Source organism: Sphingomonas lycopersici (assembly GCF_026130605.1).
Classification (GTDB): Bacteria; Pseudomonadota; Alphaproteobacteria; order Sphingomonadales; family Sphingomonadaceae; genus Sphingomonas; species Sphingomonas lycopersici.
In genome coordinates this window covers 96,503-117,417 of record NZ_JANFAU010000010.1, presented here as the reverse complement: position 1 = coordinate 117,417, position 20,915 = coordinate 96,503, and the positions used below count along the sequence as shown (strand labels likewise).

The following is a 20,915-nucleotide window of genomic DNA, read 5'->3' as shown; positions in this document are numbered from 1 at the left end:
TTGCGCTTCTGTCGAGGCGAGTCGAGCGGAGGCAAGGGATGGCATTGGCATGGTCGCGTGGCGCAGGGTCGATCGCGCTCCTGGCGATGCTGTCCGGCGGCGCGCTGCCGGCGCAGGCGGCGCCGTCGGGCGCGGCGCAGCGGATCGCCTGGGCCAACCGGCTGACCTGGGGCGCGACCGCCGCCGATCTCGCCGCGAGCGACGGCCCCGGCAGCGACCGCTGGCTCGCCGCACAACTCGAAGCACCGCCCGCCGATCTCCCGCCCGATGCCGCTGCGCAGGTCGCCGCGATGCGCATCACCCGCGAGCCGCTGGCGCAGATCGTCGTCACGCAGCAGGCGATGCAGCGCGATGCCAATGCGCTGGTCGATCCCGAGCAGAAGAAAGCGGCGCGCGAGGCGTATCAGAAAAGCATGAACGCGCTGGCCGACGAGGCGCGCTCGCGTTCGATCCTGCGCGATCTCTATGCCCCCGATCAGCTGCGCGAGCAGATGACGTGGTTCTGGTTCAACCATTTCAACGTCCAGGCCGGCAAGCGCGATATCCGTGCGATGGTCGGCGATTATGAGGAGACGATCCGCACCCACGCCTTCGGGCATTTCCGCGACCTGCTCGAAGCGACGCTGCGCCACCCGGCGATGCTGCGCTATCTCGATAACGATCAGAATGCCGCGGGGCGGATCAACGAGAATTACGCGCGCGAGATCATGGAATTGCACACGATGGGGGTCGGCTCCGGCTACACCCAGCAGGATGTGCAGGAACTGGCGCGGATCCTCACCGGGGTGGGGGTCGATCTCAACCACGACGCGCCACGGATGCGGCCGCAGCTCCAGCCGCTCTACCTCCGCGCGGGCCTGTTCGAGTTCAACCCCGCGCGGCACGATTTCGGCGACAAGCACTTCCTCGGCCACACGATCAAGGGATCAGGCTTCGGCGAGGTCGAGCAGGCGCTCGATCTGATCGCCGCGGCGCCCGCCACCGCGCATCACGTCTCGGCGCAGATTGCCGGCTATTTCATGGGCGACGCCCCGCCCCCCGCGCTGGTCGATCGCATGGCGCAGACCTTCCAGCGCACGCATGGCGATATCGCGCAGGTGATGCGCACGATGATCCGCGCGCCCGAATTCGCCGCGTCGCTGGGCAAGACCTTCAAGGACCCGATCCACTATGCGATCTCGGCGGTGCGCCTGACCTATGGCGATCGCGTGATCCTCAACCCGCAGCCGATCAACAACTGGCTCAACCGCATGGGGCAAGGGCTCTACAACCACGAGACCCCCGACGGTTACGACATGCACGCCGCCGCCTGGTCCGGCCCGGGACAGATGGCGACGCGGTTCGATATCGCCAAGCAGATCGGCGGCGGCGCCTATGGCCTGTTCCGCTTGCCCGGCACGACCGCCGACCGCCCTGCCTTCCCGCAATTGCAGAACGCACTCTATTTCAACGGCCTGCAGGACGCGCTCGCCCAACCGACGCGTGCCGCGCTGGCCGAGGCGACGTCGCCGCAGGAATGGAATGCGCTGTTCCTGTCGTCCCCCGAATTCATGCACCGTTAGCGAGGTTGCCATGACGCCGCATGTCCATCGCCGTGATCTGCTCAGGGGCGCCGCCGCGCTCGCGCCGCTGGTGATCGCCGGCCGCGCTTTCGCCGCGCCGCAGGCGGGAAGCCGGCTGCTCGTGATCTTCCTGCGCGGCGCCTATGACGCGACCAATGTGATCGTGCCGACCGGGAGCGACTTCTACCGTCAGGCGCGCCCGACGATCGCGCTCGGCAAGCCCGATCCGGCCGATCCCAAGGCGCCGTTGCCGCTCGACGCGCACTGGAGCCTCCACCCCGCGCTCAAGGACAGCATCCTGCCCTTGTGGCAGCAGCGCCAGATCGCCTTCGTCCCGTTCGCCGGCACCGACGATATGAGCCGCAGCCATTTCGAGACGCAGGACACGATCGAGCTCGGCCAGCCGGTCGGCGGCCATCGCGATTACGGGTCGGGCTTCATGGCGCGGCTGGCGGGGATATTGGGGCGCGGCGACAAGCCGATCGCCTTCACCGATCAATTGCCCTTGTGCTTCCGCGGCGGCGCGGCACCGGTGCCCAATCTCGCGCTCGCCAATGTCGGCAAGCCGATCGACACGCGGCAGGCCAAGCTGATCGAGCGGATGTATGCCCAGCAACCCGCGCTGTCGCGATCGGTGGCGCAGGGGTTCGAGGTGCGCGACACCGTCTATCGCACGCTCGACGAGGAGATGAAGGCGGCAAGCCGCGGCGCGGTGAGCGCCAAGGGCTTCGCTCTGTCCGCCAGCCGGATCGGCACGCTGATGCGCGCGCAGTTCAACCTCGCCTTCGTCGATGTCGGCGGGTGGGATACGCATGTCAATCAGGGCGGCGCGACCGGCTATCTCGCCGATCGGATCGGCGAATTGGGGCGCGGGCTGGCGGCCTTTGCCGAGGCGATCGGCGCCGAGGCGTGGCGCAGCACCAATGTCGTCGTCGTCTCCGAATTCGGCCGCACCTTCCGCGAGAACGGGGATCGCGGGACCGATCACGGGCACGGCAGCATCTATTGGGTGCTCGGCGGCGGGGTGGCCGGCGGGCGGCTGGCGGGGGATCAGGTCGCTTTGTCCCCCACGACGCTCAACCAGGGGCGCGACCTGCCGGTGCTGACCGATTATCGCGCGCTGATCGGCGGGCTTGTCGCGCGGCAATTCGGGCTGGGGGCGGATCGGCTCGCGGGGCTGTTCCCGGGGGCGAAACCGCGCGATCTGCAGTTGATCTAGCGCCCCCTCTCCGTTCGCCCTGAGCTTGTCGAAGAGCTGCCCTTCTTCATCGGAAGAAAGTGCAGGGCTTCGACAGGCTCAGCGCGAACGGTGGAGAGGGAAGCCGGAGGTATCGCGCGGCGCTCGATTACCCGCCGTGCGCCGCCTTCCAGTCGCGCTTCACCTTTTTGGCGAGGCTCCATTTGTGCACCTCGGTCGGGCCGTCGTAGATGCGGAAGGCGCGGACTTCGCGGAATACCTGCTCGACGATCGTGTCCCCGGTCACCCCGCTCCCGCCCATCACCTGCACGCAGCGATCGGCGATGCGCATCAGCGCTTCCGACACGGCGACCTTGGCCATCGAGCTTTCCGCGGTGCCGAGATAGCCGCTATCGAGCACCCCCGCGCACCAGTCGATCATCAATTCGGCCTGTTTCAGATCGATCAGATTTTCTGCCAGCATGAAGCCGACGCCCTCGTGATCGACCAAAGCCTTGCCGAACGCATGGCGCCGGCAGGCGTAATCGGTCGCGATTTCGTTGGCGCGGACGCAGGCGCCATACCAGCGCATGCAGTGCGACAGCCGCGCCGGGCTCAGCCGAACCTGGGCATATTTGAACCCCTCCCCGGCCTGGCCGAGCATCTGATCGGCGGGAACGCGGAGGTTGTCGATGCGGATCGTCGCGTGGCCGCCGGGCATCGAACTGTCGATCGTATTGGGGACGCGCTCGATGACGATCGCCGGATCGGGCAGGTCGACGAGGAACATGCACGCGCCCTCGTCGGCCTTGGCCATCACGATCCCGACCTTGGCCCCGGCGGCGCCGGTGATGAACGCCTTGCGCCCGTTGATCACCCAGTGATTGCCGTCCGGGCGGCAGGTGGTGAGCATCATCGACGGGTCGGAGCCCGCCCCGCCCTCCGCCGCGGGCTCGGTCATGAAAAAGGCCGATCGCGCACGGCCCTCGACCAGCGGCTTGAGGAAGCGCTCCTTGATCTCCGGGCTGCCGACCTTGCCGAGCAGATACATATTGCCCTCGTCGGGCGCGGCGGTGTTGCAGGCGAGCGGGCCGAGCGGCGACAGCCCGGAGCGCTCGAGGACGATCGCGGTCTCGCGCTGCGACAGATGGCGGCCGTCGGGCAGGATATGCGGGGTCAGCACCCCCGCGGCGCGCGCCTTTTCGCGCATCTCCATCACCAGCTCGTCGGTCGGCGCATCGTGGTGGTCGCGGCGCGGATCGCGCTCATAGGGGACGATCACCTCGCGGACGAAGCGCTCGACGCGATCGGCGATCTCCAGCGTCTTGTCGATGCCGATGCTCATGGATTCTTCTCCTCGACGGGTTCGTAAGTGGTGGGGGTGGTCACCTCGGGCGGGTCGCCCCAGTCGCGCGCCAGCAGCGCGCCGAGCGCTGCCATCGCGTCCGCGCCGAGCCGCTGGCCGAGTTCATGCTCGATCGCATACATCGTCGCGCGCGCCGCCCGCGCCAGCGCGCGGCCTTCGGGCTGGAATTCGACGATGCTCGCGCGCCCGTCGCTCGGATCGGGCGAGACACGAACGATATTGCGGCGCGCCAGTTCGTCGAGCATCTGGCTCATCGACTGCCGCGTGATGCCAAGGTTATGCGCCAGCCGCGCCGGGCGGCGCACCCCGAGCGCGAGATTGGCGAACAGCATCGACTGGATCCGCGTCACCGGGGGCCAGCCCGCGCGGCGCAGCGCCGCCTGCAGCGCCTCGTCATACCAATAGACCGCGCGCAGCAGGTTCATCAGCATCATCGGATGCGGCGCGGCGATCGGCGCCTGGGGCGAATCCTCTGCCGCTGCCATGATCCGAACCCGTTTCCCCTCTTGCCGGCTTGCGGTGCTGTAAGTGAGGCGCCGCGCGGTGGCAACGCAACCGGCCGCGCTTGACGCCCCTCGCGTATTACTTAGTATTCAAAGCAATGATCGATCAGTGGAGAGGTGTCGAGATGAAAAAGATTCCGGGGGTCGAGCCGCGTTTCGGCCATTTGTGCTCGTATCGCGCCGAATTCACCGAGCCGCAGCAGATGGTCGGCCGCGCGCATTTCGGGACGCGGATGATCGCCGCGCTGACCGGCGGCACCCTCACCGGCGAGCGACTGTCGGGCCGGGTGATGCCGAGCGGGGGCGATTGGGCGACGATCGACGAGCGCGGGGTGCTCCGGCTCGACGCGCGGGTGACGTTCGAGACGCATGACGGCGCGCTGATCTACGTCTCCTATCGCGGCGTGCTGCGCCCGATGGACAAGGTGCGCGATTATTCGCGCCGCGGCGGGCCGCAAACGCCCGAGGAACACGCCCAGGTCTATTTCCGCACCGCGCCGATCTTCGAGACGGGGCACCCCGATTATCAGTGGCTCAACGATATCGTCACCGTGGGGATCGGCGCCTCGGTGGGCGGTGCGGTGGAATATGACGTGTACGAATTGCTGTGACGGAGAAGGTTAGATTCCTAATTGCATTTAGTCAGTTAACCTGACAATATCGGCCTGCGCCCATCAGAAGGCCCATCGTCAGGAGAGTCCCATGACCGACCTCAAGCCGCTGACCGTCCAGCCGTTTATCCCCGCCAATGATGATTTCATGACGCGCGCCGCGCTTGCCGCGCTCACCCCGGCGGAGCTGATCCGCCGCACCACGGCGTTGAAGCCGCTGCTCGCCGCGCATGCCGCCGAATGCGAGCGGGTGCGCCACCCGCTGGTCGAGACATGGAACGCGATCCGCGCGACCGGCTGCTTCTATCACTTCATCCCGAAGAAATATGGCGGGCTCGAATTCGACGCCGACAGCTTCATCGACGCGATGCTCCCGCTGAGCGAGGGCTGCCCGTCGACCGGCTGGGTCGCGGCCTTTTGCGTCGAGCATAATTGGATGCTCACCCAATTCCCCGAACGCTTCCAGGACGAGATCTTCGGCACGCGCGCGGGCGACCGCGTCCCCTATGTCATCGCGCCGGGGGTCACTGCGCCGCCGGGCAAAGCGGTGCCGGTCGACGGCGGCTATCGCATCAGCGGGCGGTGGAAATGGGGCACCGGGGTGATGCATTCCGATTGGGTGCTGGTCGCCTGCGCGATCGTCGACGGCCCGGCGAACGTGGTGCTGTTCTGCGCGCTGCCGACGCGTGAGGTGACGGTGATCGACACCTGGCATATCGACGGGATGGAAGGCACCGGCAGCCACGATCTGCTGATCGACGACATATTCGTCCCCGATTACCGCACGATGGACATGACCGAGATGCGCAATGGCACCGCGCATGGCGCACGGCTCTACGACAATCCGCTCTATCGCCAGCCGATGATCCCGTTCCTCGGGGTGACCGCGGCGATCTCCGGGGTTGGCGCGGCGCGCGCGGCGGTGGCGCAGTTCCGCAAGCAACTCGCCGAGCGCGTGGTCCACGGCACCGATATGAAGCAGGCGGAAAAGCCCGCGGCGCAGATGCGGCTCGCCAATGCCAATGTCATGGCGCGCACCGCCGAGCTGCTGCTGCGCGACGCCGTGAACACCAATATCGCGCTCGCCCGCCCGGAGGGACGCGCCGATTTCACCCAGCGCTCGCACATGCGGCTGCAGATCGCGCAGGCGATGGAATTGTGCCGTCAGGCGATCATGATGATCGCCGAAGCGAGCGGCGCCAGCGCGCACCTGCGCAGCAATCCGATGCAGCGCTACCTGCGCGACGTGAACGTGATGTCTAACCATATCGTCTATGACAAGGACGGTGCCGCCGAGCTGCACGGCCGCGCGCTGATCGGCCTTCCGCCCAACGCCCTCACCTTTTGAGATTGACAGGAGGCCTGTCAGTTAGTTTACTAACTAAATCGGAAATGTCCGATACCGAAGCGGCGGCGGAAGATTGCCGCGCGGATCCGATGAGCGGAGGAGAGCAGGATGCAGGGTTCGAACTATCACCGTCAGACGTTGATGCGGGGGGCGGCGCTGCCGCTGCTGATGCTGTCGGCCACGCCGGCGTTCGCGCAGGATGCGAGCGCGGGGAACAGCGACCCGCGCGCGGCGCAACAGCCGCTCGGCAACGACGTGGTGGTCACCGCGACGCGGCGCCCGCAGACCCTGCTCGACGTGCCCTTGTCGGTCGCGGTCGTCTCGGGCGACGCGCTCGACAAGATGGGGGTGCGGCAGTTCAACGATCTCCAGTCGGGCATCCCGAACCTCCAGATCGACCAGACCAACGGCAATTTCGTCATCAACATGCGCGGGCTCGGCTCGGGCGGGGGCAATCTCGCGTTCGAGCAATCGGTCGGCTTCTTCGTCGACGGGGTCTATTCGGGGCGCTCGCGCTCGCTGCAGACCGCGATGATGGACGTCCAGCGCGTCGAGGTGGTGCGCGGGCCGCAGGGCGCGTTGTTCGGCAAGAACACCGATGCCGGCGCGATCAGCGTGATCACCGCCGCGCCGACGCGCGATTTCCAGGGCCGCGTCTCGGCCGGCTATGAAGCGGTCAACAACGGCTGGAATGCGGAAGGCTATCTCTCCGGCCCGATCACCGACACGCTCTCGGCGCGGCTCAGCGTCCAGGGCGGGCACGCCGGCGGTTATATGTACAACCGCGCGACCAAGCAGGACGACAACGGCAATAATTATCTCGGCATCCGCGGCCAGCTCCTGTTCGAGCCGATGAAGGGCATGTCGGCCAAGCTCAAGGTCGAATACGGGAAGAACGATTACATGGGCAACAACCTCGCCTTCAACGGGCTGGGCACCAGCGCGATCGCCAATGCGATCCGCGCGGCTTCGGCGCCGTACGGCGGGGTCCCCGAATATCCCAGCTTCGTCCGGGTGGCGGATTCGACCTATGGCCGCGGCTTTTCGCGTACCGAAACGCTCGGCGTCACGCTCACCACCAACACCGATCTCGGCGGCGGGGTGCAGCTGACGACGATCGGCGGCTATCAGCATATCAAGGCCAATACCGAAACCGATATCGACAACAGCCCGCTGACGCTGATCGACAATCTGCACATCGAGCGCACGACGCAGATTTCGCAGGAAGCGCGGCTATCGGGGTCGATCGGCAAGCTCTCGCTGATCGCCGGGCTGCAATATTATTATGCGCAATCGCATATCGTGCAGAATGTGTTCTGGAATTTCTCGCCGGCGTTGCGCGGCCCGTCGGTACTGCCGTTCGACCAGAAGAGCGAATCGATCTCGCCCTTCCTCGCCGCCAATATGGAGTTGCTGCCCGGGCTGACGATCGACGGCAGCGTGCGCTACAGCGACGAGACCAAACAGGCGCGGATGCAGATGCTGCCGGGCGGGCCAGCCTCGTTCAGGCCCTACGACATACGCGCCAAGCGCCACGAGAAATTGTGGGATTATTCGGGCAAGATCAGCTATAAATTCAGCCGGCTCGGACAGGTCTACGTCAGCTATGCGACGGGCAGCAAGGGCGGCGGTTTCGTCGCCAACGACACCCAGCTCGGCAATACCGGCAAATATCAATTCGATCCCGAGCGCGCGAAATCCTGGGAGGCCGGGGTCAAGCTGCGCGGGGAGCACGGGGTATATGATCTCAACCTCGCGGTGTTCAGCACCAATTTCGACAATCTTCAGGTGTCGTCGTTCAACGGCACCAGCTTCGTCACCGGCAATGCCGCCAAGGTGCGCTCGCGCGGTATCGAGGTGGAGGGCAATGTCCGCCCGGTCCCGTTCCTCAGCTTCGGCGGGAATGTCGCCTATCTCGATGCGAAATACCGCAGCTACAACGGCCCGTGCATCTATAACCAGACCTGCCCGCTCGGCTATTCCGACCTCAGCGGCTATCGCCTGACCCGTGCGCCGAAGTGGAAATGGAGCGCTTACGGCCAGGTCGACGCCCCGCTGTCGGGCGATCTGGATTTCACCGCGCGCGGCTCGGTCAATTATACCGGGCTGACCAATTATCAGGACACGCAGAATCCGGCGACGATGATGCCCGCCTATACCACGGTGGACGCGCGGATCGGGATCACCAACAAGGCGCACGGCTGGGATGTCGCGGTGGTCGGCCGCAACCTCACCAACAAGGTGAGCTGGAGCCAGGCATTCGGGGTCCCGTTCGTCGGCGGGGCGACGGCGGTATTCGTCAATCCGAGCCGGACGGTGACGTTTCAGGTGTCGAAGAACTTCTGAAACTCAAAAGGGGGATGTGGCGGGCCGGCAGCAATGCCGCCCGTCTTTTTTTGAGCGGCGCGCGCGAAATACGACCCGTTCGCCCTGAGCCTGTCGAAGGGCTGCCCTTCTTGCGGGGAAGAAAGGGCAGGGCTTCGACAGGCTCAGCCCGAACGGGGAGAGGTGATCCGACCTAGCCCGCGATGCGCCAGATTGCCCGGCGCGGACCAAATGTCACCGACGCGACGATGATTTCTATGCTACCGCTGCGGTTGCTGTGCATAGCCGTTCTGCGCGCACTCGGGCGCATCGGGATGCTTGTGGCAGCGCTCGGCCTGTTTGCGCATCTTGCGGGCATAAGCGCGATCGCGCTCGGACGGGCTGGTCGTGCTCCAGTCGACGACCTTGCCGGTCGCCTTGACCGGCGCGGTGGCGACGCTGGCGATGGTGCGCACGCACCCCGCCGTCGCGATCAGCGGCAGCGCCGCCAGGATGATCGTTATCGCTCGCCGCGTCATTTCTTCCGCTCCCGCTGCACCTCGTCGCGCGCCTTGACCCCGATCCCCGGGAAATCGCTGAAGAAGCCGTCGAGCCCGCGGCGCAGCGCGGCCTTGATCTCGCCGTCCAGATCGCCGTGCTCGCGCGGATTGAGCCCGTTGCGATATTCGGACGGCAGGAAATAATTTTCGGCGCGATAGGTCCAGGGATGGACGCGCAACCCCGCGGCATGCGCGGCGCTGATCAGCCCGGTCGGCAGTTTGCCGTCCCACAGCATCGATTTGTTGGGGCCGATCCCGAAGGCGTAGGAGGCGATTTCGCGCAATCCTTCGGGGGTCAGCATCGCGGCATAGCTCGGCGCGGCGCCGTCCGCCGGGCCGCCTTCCTTGTCGACCAGCTGGATCAGCCGGATGCCGGTCATCTGGTGGATCCGCTTGAGATTCTCCACCTCGAACGACTGGATGAAGACCGGTGCGTCGGGGGTGTTCCACCCCGCCGCCTGCAATTGCTTCACCAGCAGCGCGTCGGTCGGGTGGCCGATCGAGGCGAAATAGGTCGGGTGCTTGGTCTCGGGATAGATGCCGACATGGTGGCGCTTGGCGAGCGCGATGATCTCGGCGAGCGTCGGGATCTCGAACTGCCCGTCATATTTCCGGTTCTCGGGGCGGAGCAGCGGCAGCCGCTCCTTCGCGCGCAGCGTCTTCAGTTCGGCGAGCGTGAAATCCTCGACGAACCAGCCGGTCAGCTTCTGCCCGTCGATCGTCTTGGTGGTGCGGCGCGCGGCGAATTCGGGATGTGCGGCGACGTCGGTGGTTTCCGAAATCTCATTCTCGTGCCGCGCGACGAGCACGTCGTCCTTGGTCGGCACCAGATCGGGTTCGATGAAATCCGCGCCTTGCTCGATCGCCCGCTCATAGGAGCCGAGCGTATGCTCGGGCCGTTCGCCGCTCGCGCCGCGATGCGCGATGACGATCGGGGCGGAAAGCGGGGAAATGGCTTCGGTCATCGGCCGATCCTGCCCCTTTCCGCATGCCGTGACCAGCAATGCGAGGAGCACGAGTATTTTTCGCATGGGCACCAACATCCAGCGCAAGCGTTACCCTCTCAAGGCGAACGGAGCGCGAGCCATGATTTTTACGACCAACGGTGCGCAGCGCAAGGCGAACGCCCGCGCCACACGGCGGATCGGGCGATGATCCCGGTCGAACAGACCGTGCTCGCGCTGCTTGCCGCGGGCAAATCGAAGCGGTTCGGCGATATCGGCAGCAAGCTCGACGAAATGTTCCTCTCGCGCCCGCTCGGGCTGCATGTCGCGGTGACGCTGGAGGACGTGCCGTTCAAGGAGCGCGTGGCGATCACCAACGGCTGCGAGATCGATTTCGCCGCGCATCGCTTCACGATCATCCCCGATCACGATCCCGATCGCGACATGGCGTCGGCGGTGCGGCTGGGGGTGGAGCGCGCGCGCGACGCCGGGGCGGCGGCGGTGATCATCGCGCTGGCGGATATGCCGCGCGTCACCGCGACGCATATCTACCGGCTGCTCGACGCCGCCGACGGCCCTTCGGCGGTGGTCGCATCGAGCAACGGCCGCTACCCCTCGCCGCCGGTGCTGTTCGGCGCGGCGCGGTTCGACGAGGTGCTGGCGATCCGCGACGATCAGGACGCGCGCGACATGATCCGCGCCGGGGTGCATGTTGTGACCAACGAACAGGAATTGATCGACGTCGATACGCCCGAGGAGCTCGAACAACTCCGCGCGCTGGTCCACGCGCCCGAAGCGCGGCGGTAAATGCGATAATAAAGCCCCTCCCCCAAAGGGGAGGGGAGTTTCCGGTCACTCCAGTTCCAGGATCACCTGATCGACCGCGAGGCTTTCGCCCGCTTCCGCATTGACCGTCTTCACCACCGCGGATTTCTCGGCGCGCAGGATGTTTTCCATCTTCATCGCCTCGACCACCGCGAGCGCCTGCCCGGCCTCGACCTTGTCGCCGGCCTTGACGTCGAGCCGCACGAGCAGCCCCGGCATCGGCGCGATCAGGAACTTCGACAGATCGGGCGGGATCTTTTCGAGCAGATGCTTGGCATAAGGCGCGATCCGCGCCGGCAGCACGCGCACCTTGTGGCTCGCGCCGCGCGCGTTGAGCGTGAAGCCGGTGCGGGTGCGCGCGATCTTCACCGTCAGCGGCGCCGCACCGTCGACCACCGCGAAGCGATCGCCCGGGAAATAGTCGATCGTGCCGTCGAGCGGCTTGCCATCGACCGTCACGTCGTCGCCGTCGACCGTGACCGCGTGATCCTTTTTGCCGATCCGCACCACCCAGTCGGCCGGCGCATCGAGCGGCGCGCCGAGCTGGCCGTCGACATGCCGCGCGCGCTCGGCCCAGGCGACACCCGCATAAGCCGCGACCCCCGCCAGCGTGCGTACCAGTTCGTCCGAGGCCGGGGCGCCGTGGAACCCCTCGGGATATTCCTCGGCGATGAACCCGGTGGTGATATTGCCCGAACGGAAGCGCGGGTGCTGCATCAGCGCCGAGACGAAATCGAGGTTGGTCCCCGGCCCCTCGATCTCGAACGCGTCGAGCGCGGCGATCTGCTTGTCGATCGCCTCCTCGCGGGTCTTGCCGTGGGTGATCAGCTTGGCGATCATCGGATCGTAGAACATGCTGACCTCGCCCCCCTCGCGCACGCCGTCGTCGACGCGCACGCCGTCGCCGGCCTCCGGCGGGGCGTAACGGACGAGCCGGCCGATCGAGGGCAGGAAGCCGCGGTAGGGATCCTCGGCATAGACGCGGTTCTCGACCGACCAGCCGTTGATCTTCACGTCCTTCTGCGCGAACGACAATTTCTCGCCGGCGGCGACGCGGATCATCTGCTCGACCAGATCGAGCCCGGTGATCTCCTCGGTCACCGGATGCTCGACCTGCAGCCGGGTGTTCATTTCGAGGAAATAGAAGCTCTCGCCGGTCTTGTCCGCGCCCGAGACGATCAGCTCGACCGTCCCCGCGCTATAATAGCCCACTGCGCGGGCCAGCGCGACCGCCTGCTCGCCCATCGCCTTGCGCATCTTCGGCGTGACGAACGGCGACGGCGCTTCCTCGACCACCTTCTGGTGGCGGCGCTGCACCGAACATTCGCGCTCGTTCAAATAGACGATATTGCCGTGCTGGTCGCCGAGCACCTGGATCTCGATGTGGCGCGGGCTTTCGATGAACTTCTCGATGAACACGCGATCGTCGCCGAAGCTGGCGAGCCCTTCGCGCTTGGTCGCCTCGAAGCCTTCGCGGACGTCCTGCTCGCTCCACGCGAGCCGCATCCCCTTGCCGCCCCCGCCGGCCGATGCCTTCATCATCACCGGGAAGCCGATGTCCTTGGCGATCTTCACCGCATCCTCGGTCGTCGCGATCTCGCCGAGGAAGCCGGGGACGACATTGACCCCCGCCTGTTTGGCGAGCTTCTTCGATTCGATCTTGTCGCCCATCGCGGCGATCGCCTTGGGCGGCGGCCCGACGAAGGCGATTCCCGCCTCGGCGCAGGCCTTGGCGAAGCTCTCGCGCTCGGAGAGGAAACCGTAGCCGGGGTGGATGCAGTCCGCCCCGGTCGCCTTGGCGGCGGCGAGGATCAGATCGGCCTTGAGATAGCTTTCCGCCGCCGGCGCCGGCCCGAGCCGCACCGCCTCATCGGCCATCAGCACATGCGGGCTGCGCGCATCGGCATCGGAATAGACCGCGACCGTCTTGAGGCCCATCTTCTTCGCGGTGCGGAATACCCGGCACGCGATCTCGCCACGATTGGCGACAAGGATTTTCTTGAACATTGTTTCAGCTTCCGTCGAAAAGCAGCGAATATCGATGGTAGAAGATCAGGTTGCCTCTATTCTCTGTTCCCCGGCGAAGGCCGGGGTCCAGCCCCGAAAAGCTTTCGCGCGGCAGCGCGATCGGCGCGCTGCGCCGAGACTGGACCCCCGCCCTCGCAGGGGAACGGAGAATACGTTCTCACTCAGCCGCCTCGCACACCCGCATCGGCTCTTCGGCTTCCATCGGGCGCACGCCCAGTTTCGCGAACAGCGCCGCATCGGCGCTGTCGCCGCGGTTGCCGGTGGTGAGCAATTTGTCCCCGGTGAAGATCGAATTGGCCCCGCACATGAAGCACAAGGCCTGGGTCGCTTCCGACATGCTCTCACGCCCGGCGGAGAGGCGCACCATGCTCATCGGCATCGTGATCCGCGCCACCGCCACCGTCCGCACGAATTCGATATCGTCGATCTTCGCCAGCGGCGTATCGGCGAGCATGTCGCCCAGCACCGTGCCCTTCACCGGCACCAAGGCATTGACCGGCACGCTTTCCGGGTGGCGCGGCAGCGTCGCGAGCGCGTGGATGAAGCCGACGCGATCGTCGCGCGTCTCGCCCATCCCGACGATCCCGCCGCAGCACACGTTGATCCCCGCCGAGCGAACGTTTTCCAGCGTCTCGAGCCGCTCGCCGAACGTGCGGGTGGAGATCACCTCGCCATAACGTTCGGGCGAGGTATCGATATTGTGGTTGTAATAATCGAGCCCGGCATCGGCGAGCTGGCGCGCCTGACCGGGGGTCAGCATGCCCAGGGTCATGCAGGTTTCCATCCCCATCTCGCGCACGCCCTTCACCATTTCGATGATCGCGGGCATGTCGCGGTCCTTGGGGTTGCGCCACGCCGCGCCCATGCAGAAGCGCTGCGAGCCCGAATCCTTGGCCTGCGCCGCCGACTGGAGCACCGCGCGCACGTCCATCAGCTTGGTCGCCTTGACCCCGCTGTCGGCGTGCGACGATTGCGAGCAATAGCCGCAATCCTCGGGGCAGCCGCCGGTCTTGATCGACAACAGGGTGCACAATTGCACCTCGTTCGCGGCGTGATGCGCGCGATGCACCTCGGCGGCGCGGAACACGAGATCGCCGAACGGCAGGTCGAACAGCGCGGCGATCTCCTCGCGCGTCCAGTCATTACGGGTTTCGGTCGTCATGCGGCCTCCAGTGCCTGCTCGATATCTGCGATGATGTCGGCGATATTCTCGATCCCCACCGAGACACGCACCACATCGGGCCCCGCGCCGGCGGCGATCCGCTCGGCATCGGGCAATTGGCGGTGGGTGGTCGAGGCGGGGTGGATAATCAGCGAGCGCGTGTCGCCGAGATTGGCGAGATGGCTGAACAATTTGACGCGCGAAACCAAAGCGATGCCGGCGTCATACCCGCCCTTCAGCCCGAAGGTGAACACCGCCCCGCCCTTGCCGCCGAGATAACGTTGCGCGAGCGCGTGATAGCGGTCGCCCGGCAGCCCGGCATAGGAAACCCAGGCGATCTTGGGGTGGTTCTGCAGCCATTGCGCGAGCTTCAGCGCATTGTCGCAATGCCGCTCCATCCGCAGCGCCAGCGTTTCCATGCCGGTCAGCGCGAGAAAGGCGTTCATCGGCGCCAGCGCCGGCCCGAGATCGCGCAGCCCCAGGGTCCGCGCGGCGAGGATGAAGGCGAGATTGCCGAACGCCTCGGTGAACACCTTGCCGTGATAGGAATCGTTGGGTTCGCTGAGATACGGGTATTTCCCGCCCTTCGCCCAGTCGAACGTGCCGCCGTCGACGATCACGCCGCCGATCGAATTACCATGCCCGTTGAGGAATTTGGTCAGCGAGTGGACGACGATATCGGCGCCGTGCTCGATCGGGCGGCACAGCATCGGGGTGGCCATCGTATTGTCGACGATCAGCGGCACGCCCGCGTCATGCGCGACCTTGGCGATCACCGCGATATCCTGCACCACGCCGCCGGGGTTGGCGAGGCTCTCGATGAACACCGCGCGAGTGTCCGGGGTGATCGCGGCCGCGACATTGGCCGGATCGTCGGCATCGACGAACGAGGCATGCCACCCCATTTTCTTGAAGCTCGACCCGATCTGGTTGAGCGATCCGCCGTACAGCCGCTTCGCCGCGACGATATGCTTCCCCGGCTCCATCAGCGTGTGGAAGACGAGGAATTGCGCGGCATGGCCCGAGGCCACCGCCAGCGCCGCCGCCCCGCCCTCGAGCGCCGCGACCTTGCCCTCCACCGCGCCGTTGGTGGGGTTCATGATGCGGCTGTAGATGTTGCCGAAGGCATCGAGGTTGAACAGGCTCGCCGCGTGATCGACATCCTCGAATACATAGGATGCGGTCTGGTAGATCGGGGTGATCCGCGCCTTGGTGGTCGGATCGGGCGCGGTGCCCGCGTGGACCGTCAGCGTCTCGATATGCTGCGTCATTCCGCCGCCTCCGCCTGCGGGGGCATGTTGTGGCCGAGCAGCCGCAACACTTCTTCCGCCGCCTTGATGAGATTGGTGCCCGGGCCGAAGATCGCTTGCACACCGGCATCGTACAACGCCTGATAATCCTGCGCCGGGATCACCCCGCCGGCGACGACCTTGATATCGGCGCGACCGGCGTCTTTCAGATGGCCGATCAGCTCGGGGATCAATGTCTTGTGCCCGGCGGCGAGGCTCGAAGCGCCGACCACGTCGACGTCCTTCTCCAGCGCCAGCGCAGCGGCTTCCTGCGGGGTCTGGAACAGCGGGCCCGCGACGACCTCGAACCCGAGATCGCCGAACATCGACGAGACGAGGTTGGCGCCGCGATCATGCCCGTCCTGCCCCATCTTGGCGACGAAGATGCGCGGCTTGCGGCCGAGGCGGTTTTCGGTCGAGGTGACACCGGAGAGCAGCCGCTCCCAGCGCTGGTCGTCGCGATAGGCGCCGCCGTAAATCCCCTTCACCGGGGTGGGGAAGGTACCGAAACGGCCGAACACATCCTCCATCGCCGAGGAGATCTCGCCGAGCGTCGCCCGCGCGCGGGCCGCTTCGACGGCGAGGGCGAGGAGGTTGCCGTCGCCCCGGGCACCCTCGCGTAATGCATCGAGCGCCGCCTGGCACGCGGCGGAATCGCGCTCCGCCTTCACCTTGTTGATGCGGCGGATCTGCGCCTCGCGCACCGCGTGATTGTCGACATCGAGGATCTCGATCTCATCCTCGTTGGCGAGGCGATATTTGTTGACCCCGACGATCACATCCTCGCCGCGGTCGATCCGCGCCGCGCGCGCGGCGGAGGCTTCCTCGATCATCGCCTTGGGCCAGCCGGCGGCGACCGCCTTGGCCATCCCGCCCTCGCGCTCGACGCGCTCGATGATCTCCCACGCGCCGTCGACGAGCTGCTGGGTCAGGCTTTCGATATAATAGCTGCCGCCGAGCGGATCGACCACCTTGGTCATCCCGGTCTCTTCCTGGATCACGATTTGCGTGTTGCGCGCGATGCGGGCGGAGAAATCGGTCGGCAGCGCGATCGCTTCGTCGAGCGCATTGGTGTGGAGCGACTGGGTGCCGCCGAGCATCGCCGCCATCGCCTCGATCGTGGTGCGGATGACGTTGTTGTACGGATCCTGCTCGGTCAGCGAGACGCCGCTGGTCTGGCAATGCGTGCGCAGCATCTTGCTGCGCTCGTCCTTCGCGCCGAGCCTATTCATCACGCGATGCCACAGCACGCGCGCCGCGCGCAGCTTCGCCACTTCCATGAAGAAGTTCATGCCGATCGCGAAGAAGAACGACAGGCGCCCCGCGAACTTGTCGATATCGAGCCCGGAGGCGACGCCGTATTTCACATATTCCATGCCGTCGGCGATGGTAAACGCCAGCTCCTGGAGCTGCGTCGCGCCGGCTTCCTGCATGTGATAGCCGGAGATCGAGATCGAATTGAATTTTGGCATCTCGCGGCTGGTGTAGGCGAAAATGTCCGAGATGATCCGCATCGAGGGTTCGGGCGGGTAGATATAGGTATTGCGGACCATGAACTCCTTGAGGATGTCGTTCTGGATGGTCCCGTCGAGCAATTTGCGCTCGACCCCCTGTTCCTCGCCCGCGACGATGAAGAAGGCGAGCACCGGGATCACCGCGCCGTTCATCGTCATCGACACGCTCATCTGATCGAGCGGGATGCCGTCGAACAGGATCTTCATGTCCTCGACGCTGTCGATCGCCACCCCGGCCTTGCCGACATCGCCCACCACGCGCGGGTGATCGCTGTCGTAGCCGCGGTGCGTCGCGAGATCGAAGGCGACCGAGAGGCCCTTCTGCCCCGCCGCGAGGTTGCGGCGGTAGAAAGCGTTCGATTCCTCGGCGGTGGAGAAGCCGGCATATTGCCGGATCGTCCACGGCCGCCCGGCATACATCGACGCGCGCACCCCGCGGGTGAACGGCGCGAAACCGGGCAGGCCCGGATCGACTGCAACGTCTTCGGCGGTATAGAGCGGCTTGACCGCGATCCCCTCCGGCGTGTGCCAGGTGAGATCCTTGCCCTTCACCTCCTTGGCGGCGGCGGCGGACCAATTGTCGAGCGTCGGTTTGCTATCGGTCATGTCACTCTCTCAACCACCTCATACCGCCCCGGCGAAGGCCGGGGCCCAGTCGCGAGCGGCCCGTTGCTGGACCCCGGCCTTCGCCGGAGTGGATTCACTTCTAAATCTACTTACCCTTGAATTCCGCCTTGCGCTTCTGGAGGAACGCCAAAGTGCCCTCGCGTGCATCGGCGGTGCCGGCGGCGCGGCGCTGTCCCTCGGCTTCGGCGCGCAGCACCTGTTCGAACGAACCGTCGAGCGCGGTCATGATATTGTGGCGCATCGTCGCCAGCGCGACCGTCGGCCCGGCGGCGAGCCGCGCCGCCAGCGCCAGCGCCTCGTCCATCAGCGCCGCATCGTCGACCGACTTGTAGATCATCCCCCATTGCTCGGCCTGATCGGCACCGATCTTCTCGCCCAGCATCATCATCCGCGTCGCGCGCGCGCGGCCGATCGCCTTGGCGAGCAGCCAGGTCGATCCGCCGTCGGGGACCAGTCCGATATTGACGAACGCCTGGAGGAAGTAAGCCGATTTGCCCGCCAGCACGAAATCGCCCGACAGGCCGAGCGAACAGCCCACACCCGCCGCCGCGCCATTGACCGCGGTGACCACCGGCACGTCGAGCCGCATGATCTGGGTCAGCGCCGGATTGTAATGCAGCATCAGCGAGCGGTGCGCGGCATCGCCGCTGCCGGTCACCGGGCGATCGCCGCGCCCCTGCAGATCGGCACCCGAGCAGAAAGCGCGCCCCGCGCCGGTGATCAGCACCGCGCGCGCGCCATCGAGATTGTAGAGTGCGTCGGTCAGTTCCTCGGCCATGTCGAGCGAAGCGGCGTTGAGCCGGTCGGGCCGGTTGAGCGTGATGACGAGGACATCGCCCTTCCGTTCGGTCAGGATCGTTTTGTAATCGGCCATTGTCTGTCCTTCTCCCTCTCCGTTCGGGCTGAGCTTGTCGAAGCCCTGCACTTTTCTTCCACGGAAAGAAGTGCAGCCCTTCGACAAGCTCAGGGCGAACGGAATCTATATCACCTCAATGGTCGCCTTTGGGCGTTTCCATCAGCTCGACCAGCATCCCGCCGAAATCTTTCGGATGGACGAAGACGATCGGGGTGCCGTGCGCGCCGATCCGCGGCTCGCCCAGCACGGTCGCGCCATTCGCCTTCATATGCGCCGCCGCCTCGTGGATGTCGGGCACCTCGAAGCAGACGTGATGCTGCCCGCCGGCCGGGTTCTTCCTGAGGAAGCCCGCGATCGGCGAGTTTTCGTCATAGGGCTCGATCAGCTCGATCTGAGTATTGGGCGCGTCGACGAAGCATACCTTCACCCCCTGCGCGGGGAGATCGAACGGCTCGCCGATCGTCTCGGCGCCGAGCAGCAGGCGATAGGTTTCGATCGATTTGGCGATCGAGGGCGTCGCGACGCCGACGTGGTTGAGGCGGCCTAGTTTCATTTCCAGTCCCTTAATGTGTCCCCGCGAAGGCGGGGACACAGTCTGGGCTCCCGCCTTCGCGGGAGCACATCGTCACAACGGAATATTGTCGTGCTTCTTCCACGGATTCTCCAGCGTCTTGCTGCGGAGCTTCCGAAGCCCGAGCGCGATGCGGCGGCGGGTCGAGTGCGGCTGGATCACCTCGTCGATGAAGCCCTTCGACGCCGCGACGAACGGATTGGCGAACCGCGCCTCATATTCGCGGGTCTTTTCCGCAATCCCTTCCTCGTTCAGGCCGCGGAAGATGATCTCCACCGCGCCCTTGGCGCCCATCACCGCAATCTCGGCGGTCGGCCAGGCATAATTGAGGTCGCCGCGCAGATGCTTGGAGGCCATCACGTCATAGGCCCCGCCATAAGCCTTGCGGGTGATGACGGTGATTTTGGGGACAGTCGCCTCGGCGTAAGCGAACAGCAATTTCGCGCCGTGCTTGATGATCCCGTTATGCTCCTGCGCGGTGCCCGGCAGGAAGCCCGGCACGTCGACGAAGGTGACGATCGGGATATCGAACGCGTCGCAGAAGCGCACGAAGCGCGCCGCCTTCTTCGACGAATTGATGTCGAGCACCCCTGCCAGCACCATCGGCTGGTTGGCGACGAACCCCACGGTCCGCCCCTCGATCCGCCCGAAGCCGCAGATGATGTTCGCTGCATGCGCCGGCTGGATCTCGAAGAACTCGCCCTCGTCGACCACCTTACGGATCAGCTCGTGCATGTCATAGGGCTGGTTGGCGCTCGGCGGGATCAGCGTGTCGAGGCTTTCCTCGACGCGGTCCCACGGATCGTCGGTCGGCCGCTCGGGCACCGCGGCGCGGTTCGATTCGGGCAGGTAATCGACGAAATCGCGCACCGCGAGCAGCGCCTCGATATCGTCCTCGAACGCGACATCGGCGACGCTGGTCTTGGTGGTGTGGGTGATCGCGCCGCCCAGCGCCTCCTGCGTCACCACCTCGTTGGTCACCGTCTTCACCACATCGGGGCCGGTGACGAACATGTAGGACGAATCCTTCACCATGAAGATGAAGTCGGTCATCGCCGGGGAGTAAACTGCGCCGCCGGCGCAGGGGCCCATGATGACGCTGACCTGCGGCACCACGCCCGAGGCGAGCACGTTGCGCTGGAACACCTCGGCATAGCCGCCGAGCGAGGCGACCCCCTCCTGGATGCGCGCGCCGCCCGAATCGTTGAGGCCGATCACCGGCGCGCCGACCTTCAGCGCCATGTCCATCACCTTGCAGATCTTCTGCGCGTGACGCTCGCTGAGGCTGCCGCCGAATACGGTGAAATCCTGGCTGAACACGAACACCAGCCGGCCGTTGATCGTCCCCGATCCGGTGACCACGCCGTCGCCGGGATAGATCTGATCCTGCATCCCGAAATCGACGCAATTGTGCTCGACGAACATGTCATATTCTTCGAACGAGCCCTCATCGAGCAGCACGTCGATCCGCTCGCGCGCGGTGAGCTTGCCCTTGGCATGCTGCGCGTCGATGCGCTTCTGCCCGCCGCCCGCCCGCGCGGCGGCGCGCTTGCGTTCCAGTTCCTCGATCGTCGACGACATGCGCTTCTCCGGCAGATGCAATCCATTCCTCCTGACGCGGGCGGCGGCGAAGCGCAAATGTGAACTTGCGAAATTGCGAAGGCAGGA

General features: G+C 65.9%; 17 protein-coding genes. 6 read left to right on the top strand and 11 right to left on the bottom strand.

Annotation, left to right across the window (positions count from 1 at the left end; genetic code table 11):
• The first annotated feature begins 38 nt into the window (after positions 1–38).
• Together NED98_RS17700 and NED98_RS17695 are read left to right on the top strand one after the other, a co-directional pair.
• Positions 39–1,562, top strand: coding sequence for a DUF1800 domain-containing protein (locus NED98_RS17700; RefSeq protein WP_265313888.1), 1,524 nt, complete (start codon positions 39–41; stop codon positions 1,560–1,562).
• Positions 1,563–1,572: 10 nt separating this feature from the next.
• Complete coding sequence (locus NED98_RS17695; protein ID WP_265313887.1) at positions 1,573–2,781, top strand: DUF1501 domain-containing protein; 1,209 nt, start codon at positions 1,573–1,575, stop codon at positions 2,779–2,781.
• Positions 2,782–2,908: 127 nt separating this feature from the next.
• On the opposite strand, the gene NED98_RS17690 is transcribed toward NED98_RS17695, so the two are convergent.
• Complete coding sequence (locus tag NED98_RS17690; RefSeq protein ID WP_265313886.1) at positions 2,909–4,084, bottom strand: acyl-CoA dehydrogenase family protein; 1,176 nt, start codon at positions 4,082–4,084, stop codon at positions 2,909–2,911.
• Positions 4,081–4,590: a MarR family winged helix-turn-helix transcriptional regulator gene (locus tag NED98_RS17685; protein WP_179513414.1), complete on the bottom strand. Its 510-nt coding sequence runs from the start codon at positions 4,588–4,590 to the stop codon at positions 4,081–4,083. Before NED98_RS17685 ends, NED98_RS17690 begins: the two co-directional genes overlap by 4 nt.
• 143 nt (positions 4,591–4,733) lie before the next feature.
• Here NED98_RS17685 and NED98_RS17680 point away from each other — a divergent pair, with 143 nt between their 5' ends.
• The 3 genes from NED98_RS17680 (at position 4,734) to NED98_RS17670 (ending at position 8,913) form a co-directional block, all read left to right on the top strand.
• A complete protein-coding gene (locus NED98_RS17680) occupies positions 4,734–5,219 on the top strand; it encodes a DUF3237 domain-containing protein (protein ID WP_265313885.1) in 486 nt (161 codons plus the stop codon).
• Positions 5,220–5,310: 91 nt separating this feature from the next.
• A complete protein-coding gene (locus tag NED98_RS17675) occupies positions 5,311–6,567 on the top strand; it encodes an acyl-CoA dehydrogenase family protein (RefSeq protein ID WP_265313884.1) in 1,257 nt (418 codons plus the stop codon).
• A gap of 108 nt (positions 6,568–6,675) precedes the next feature.
• Entirely contained in the window at positions 6,676–8,913 is a 2,238-nt protein-coding gene (locus NED98_RS17670) for a TonB-dependent receptor (RefSeq protein WP_265313883.1), read from the top strand.
• A gap of 239 nt (positions 8,914–9,152) precedes the next feature.
• Here the strand turns inward: NED98_RS17670 and NED98_RS17665 are convergent, their stop codons facing one another.
• Together NED98_RS17665 and NED98_RS17660 are read right to left on the bottom strand one after the other, a co-directional pair.
• Complete coding sequence (locus tag NED98_RS17665; protein ID WP_265313882.1) at positions 9,153–9,410, bottom strand: adenylyl-sulfate kinase; 258 nt, start codon at positions 9,408–9,410, stop codon at positions 9,153–9,155.
• On the bottom strand, positions 9,407–10,396 hold the full coding sequence (locus tag NED98_RS17660) for a glycerophosphodiester phosphodiesterase (RefSeq protein WP_265313881.1): 990 nt from the start codon (positions 10,394–10,396) through the stop codon (positions 9,407–9,409). The genes NED98_RS17665 and NED98_RS17660 overlap by 4 nt, the downstream gene beginning before the upstream one ends.
• A 186-nt stretch (positions 10,397–10,582) precedes the next feature.
• On the opposite strand from NED98_RS17660, the gene NED98_RS17655 reads away from it, so the two are divergent.
• Positions 10,583–11,182: an NTP transferase domain-containing protein gene (locus NED98_RS17655; RefSeq protein WP_179513408.1), complete on the top strand. Its 600-nt coding sequence runs from the start codon at positions 10,583–10,585 to the stop codon at positions 11,180–11,182.
• A gap of 45 nt (positions 11,183–11,227) precedes the next feature.
• On the opposite strand, the gene NED98_RS17650 is transcribed toward NED98_RS17655, so the two are convergent.
• The 7 genes from NED98_RS17650 to NED98_RS17620 all read right to left on the bottom strand — a co-directional run bounded on the left by NED98_RS17650 (position 11,228) and on the right by NED98_RS17620 (position 20,828).
• On the bottom strand, positions 11,228–13,207 hold the full coding sequence (locus NED98_RS17650; RefSeq protein WP_265313880.1) for an acetyl-CoA carboxylase biotin carboxylase subunit: 1,980 nt from the start codon (positions 13,205–13,207) through the stop codon (positions 11,228–11,230).
• 178 nt (positions 13,208–13,385) lie between these two features.
• On the bottom strand, positions 13,386–14,390 hold the full coding sequence (gene bioB / locus NED98_RS17645; protein ID WP_179513406.1) for a biotin synthase BioB: 1,005 nt from the start codon (positions 14,388–14,390) through the stop codon (positions 13,386–13,388).
• Positions 14,387–15,661, bottom strand: coding sequence for an O-acetylhomoserine aminocarboxypropyltransferase (locus tag NED98_RS17640; RefSeq protein WP_265313879.1), 1,275 nt, complete (start codon positions 15,659–15,661; stop codon positions 14,387–14,389). The genes bioB and NED98_RS17640 overlap by 4 nt, the downstream gene beginning before the upstream one ends.
• Positions 15,658–17,799, bottom strand: a complete 2,142-nt coding sequence (gene scpA / locus NED98_RS17635; RefSeq protein WP_265313878.1) for a methylmalonyl-CoA mutase — start codon at positions 17,797–17,799, stop codon at positions 15,658–15,660. The genes NED98_RS17640 and scpA overlap by 4 nt, the downstream gene beginning before the upstream one ends.
• A 106-nt stretch (positions 17,800–17,905) precedes the next feature.
• Entirely contained in the window at positions 17,906–18,694 is a 789-nt protein-coding gene (locus NED98_RS17630; protein ID WP_265313877.1) for an enoyl-CoA hydratase-related protein, read from the bottom strand.
• Between the two features lie 115 nt (positions 18,695–18,809).
• The gene (mce, locus tag NED98_RS17625; protein ID WP_179513402.1) at positions 18,810–19,229 is read right to left on the bottom strand and encodes a methylmalonyl-CoA epimerase; all 420 of its coding nucleotides are present in this window, start codon (positions 19,227–19,229) and stop codon (positions 18,810–18,812) included.
• Positions 19,230–19,301: 72 nt separating this feature from the next.
• The gene (locus tag NED98_RS17620) at positions 19,302–20,828 is read right to left on the bottom strand and encodes an acyl-CoA carboxylase subunit beta (protein WP_179513836.1); all 1,527 of its coding nucleotides are present in this window, start codon (positions 20,826–20,828) and stop codon (positions 19,302–19,304) included.
• Between the last annotated feature and the right edge of the window lie 87 nt (positions 20,829–20,915).